The sequence below is a fragment of the Flavobacterium potami genome (assembly GCF_020026915.1).
In the GTDB taxonomy this organism is placed as follows: Bacteria; Bacteroidota; Bacteroidia; order Flavobacteriales; family Flavobacteriaceae; genus Flavobacterium; species Flavobacterium potami.
Genome location: NZ_JAINUY010000112.1, coordinates 1 through 231, shown reverse-complemented (window position 1 = coordinate 231; position 231 = coordinate 1). Strand labels below are relative to the sequence as shown.

The window sequence follows — 231 nt, the reverse complement described above, 5'->3', positions numbered from 1 at the left end:
CGACCACGTTGTCGCTGATCAACAGTGATACATTGAACGCGGTGCAGGCTGTAATCGGAAGCAATCCTGGTCAGGTTAAGATCGAGGGAGTGAACCTTCCGACAGGCATCAGCATCGCCAACGACGGCAAAGTGGTTGTTGCGCCGAATACACCGGCAGGCAGCTACGACATCGAATACAAGATCTGTGAGATCACCAACCCATTGAACTGCGACAGTGCCATCTCGACAC

General features: G+C 53.2%; 1 protein-coding gene. It reads left to right on the top strand.

What is annotated here, in order from left to right; translation table 11 throughout:
- Positions 1-231 (top strand): hypothetical protein (locus K6T82_RS24915; RefSeq protein ID WP_223711681.1); only part of this gene is annotated, 231 nt, incomplete at both ends.